The following is a 2365-nucleotide window of genomic DNA, read 5'->3' on the forward strand; positions in this document are numbered from 1 at the left end:
GCTGCCGAGAAGCTTGCCTGGGTGGCTCCAAAAATGCTCTACGATGCCCTATCGATAAAGTAGGCAACCGATCAGTGATACCCAGAGAGTCCGCGAGATACGAAGGTGGCGATATCTCAAGCGGTGGCATGTTGTGGCCGCGGACGAAAGCAATTCATAAGAAGGCTGCGCAACGAGCTGGCGGCAGAAGGTGCGCGTAGCAGAGGTCAGGGCGGCGGGGCGCTCTCGCCGCCCAATGACGCTAACGGGGTGTTGCGGCCAGTTCGGCTAGGGCCTCGGGAGGCGTGAACGAACAGGTTCCGTCGCCCATTTCCAGCACCTCTACGGTATCGCCCGTGCGGATGCGGCCGTCCTTCAAGGCCACGAAAAAGATACCCTCGCGTGGGAAGATGCAATCGCCGGCAAGGTGGTAGATGGCACATTTGGTGTGGCAAACTTTGCCTATTTGAGACAACTCAAGTTCTACCTCGTCGCCGATTTTCATGCGGGTGCCCATTGGCAGGGAGAGGAGGTCGATGCCCTCCGTGGTCACGTTCTCGGCAAAGTCTCCCTCGGCCACGTCGAGCCCGAGCGCGCGGGCCTTCTCGATAGATTCCCAGGCCAGAAGCGATACCTGGCGGTGCCATTCGCCTGCATGGGCATCGTCGGCGATCCCATGGTGGGCTTGGATCTCGATGGCATCGGCGCACGGCGTCTTGCGCGTGCCCTTGCGCTTGGATACGTTGACAGACCGCACGCGTCCGCGTGCGGTAGACGCTGTGGTGCCGCTAGCTTCCTGTTCCATGGCTGAATCCCCTCATACGCAAAGTACAGTAAAACGCTAGGAATAAGCATAAGGCCCGTGGGGGGAATGTCAAGAACTTTATGTTCGATCATGGATAATAAACGCTTGCGCCTCGGCGCTTTCCGTGGAAAATCGTGCAGACGACCTGCGGTGGGGTATGCTTGGAGCCAACACGGAAAGGGCGGTCATCCTGCGGGTTGGCATGCAGAAACAAGCGAAGGGGCTACAGCGTGATCGATCGTTATACGCGTACCGAAATGGGCGCCATCTGGGAGCTTGAGAACAAGTTCAACATCTGGAAGGAAATCGAGGTGCTGGCCTGCGAGGCACAGGCCGAGCTGGGCAAGTCCGGTATCACGAAGGAGGAGGCCGCTTGGATTCGCGCGCATGCCGACTTTACCGTTGAGCGCATCGACGAGATAGAGAAAGTGACGAACCACGACGTCATCGCCTTCACCACGAACATGGCCGAGTACATTGATGCCGACGTGGCGCAGGGTCAGGAGCCGCCGAGCCGCTGGGTGCACTACGGCATGACATCGTCGGACTTGGGAGACACCGCACTGTCCTACCAGGTCACGCAGGCCATCGACATCATTATTGCCGACGTGAAGAAGCTGGGCGAGACGTGCAAGCGCCGCGCCTTCGAGTTCCAGGAGACGCTGTGCGTGGGACGCACGCATGGCATCCACGCCGAACCCATGACGTTCGGCATGAAGTTCGGCTCGTGGGCGTGGGCGCTGAAGCGTGCCCAGACGCGCATGGAAGAGGCCCGCGTGGTGGCCGCCACCGGCGCCATCAGCGGTGCGGTGGGCACGTACTCGAGCATCGACCCGTTCGTCGAGGAGTTCGTATGCGAGCGCTTGGGGCTTGAGGCCGACCCGCTGTCCACGCAAGTGCTGGCGCGCGATCGCCACGCGCAGGTGATGAGCGCGCTGGCCGTGACGGCTTCCACGCTGGAGAGCATCGCCATGCAGGTGCGCCTGCTGCAGCAGTCCGACGTGATCGAGGCCGAAGAGCCGTTCGCGAAGGGCCAGAAGGGCTCGTCGGCCATGCCCCACAAGCGCAACCCCATCACGGCTGAGCGCGTGTGCGGCCTGGCCCGCGTGGTGAAGAGCAACGCCCAGGTGGCCTTCGACAACGTGGCGCTGTGGTTCGAGCGCGACATCAGCCACTCGGGTGCGGAGCGCGTGGTGCTGGCCGACAGCTTCACCGCGCTGGACTACATGTTCGGCAAGATGCAGTGGATGCTCGACGGCTTGCAGACCTATCCCGCCAAGATGGAGCATAACCTGTGGCGTACCAAAGGCCTCATCTTCAGCTCGAAGGTGCTGCTGGCCTTGGTGGACACCGGCATCAGCCGCGAGGATGCCTACGTTATCGTGCAGCGCAACGCCATGAAGGTATGGGAGGACATCCAGAACGCCGTGGACGGCCCCACCTACCGCGAGAATCTGGAAGCCGACCCCGAGGCGAACCTCGCCGCTGAGGTGCTCGACAAGATCTTCGATCCTTGGGATTTCCTTGAGCGTAAGGATATCGTGTTCGATCGCCTGCAAGCGCTGGAGTTCTAGCGCAAGC

General features: G+C 61.4%; 2 protein-coding genes. One reads left to right on the top strand and one right to left on the bottom strand.

The features are described 5' to 3' along the window. Window positions 1-241 precede the first annotated feature (241 nt). Entirely contained in the window at window positions 242-784 is a 543-nt protein-coding gene (locus tag RR842_RS13950) for an MOSC domain-containing protein (protein WP_332512620.1), read from the bottom strand. A gap of 230 nt (window positions 785-1014) precedes the next feature. On the opposite strand from RR842_RS13950, the gene purB reads away from it, so the two are divergent. Continuing rightward, complete coding sequence (gene purB / locus RR842_RS13955) at window positions 1015-2358, top strand: adenylosuccinate lyase (RefSeq protein ID WP_332512618.1); 1344 nt, start codon at window positions 1015-1017, stop codon at window positions 2356-2358. The last annotated feature ends 7 nt before the right edge of the window (window positions 2359-2365 follow it).

The sequence above is a fragment of the Gordonibacter sp. genome, assembly GCF_036667095.1.
In the GTDB taxonomy this organism is placed as follows: domain Bacteria; phylum Actinomycetota; class Coriobacteriia; order Coriobacteriales; family Eggerthellaceae; genus Gordonibacter.

What these genes read in the sequence shown, in the direction of transcription:
- RR842_RS13950 (WP_332512620.1), bottom strand. Translation starts at nt 784, where the DNA reads ATGGAACAGGAAGCTAGCGGCACCACAGCGTCTACCGCACGCGGACGC.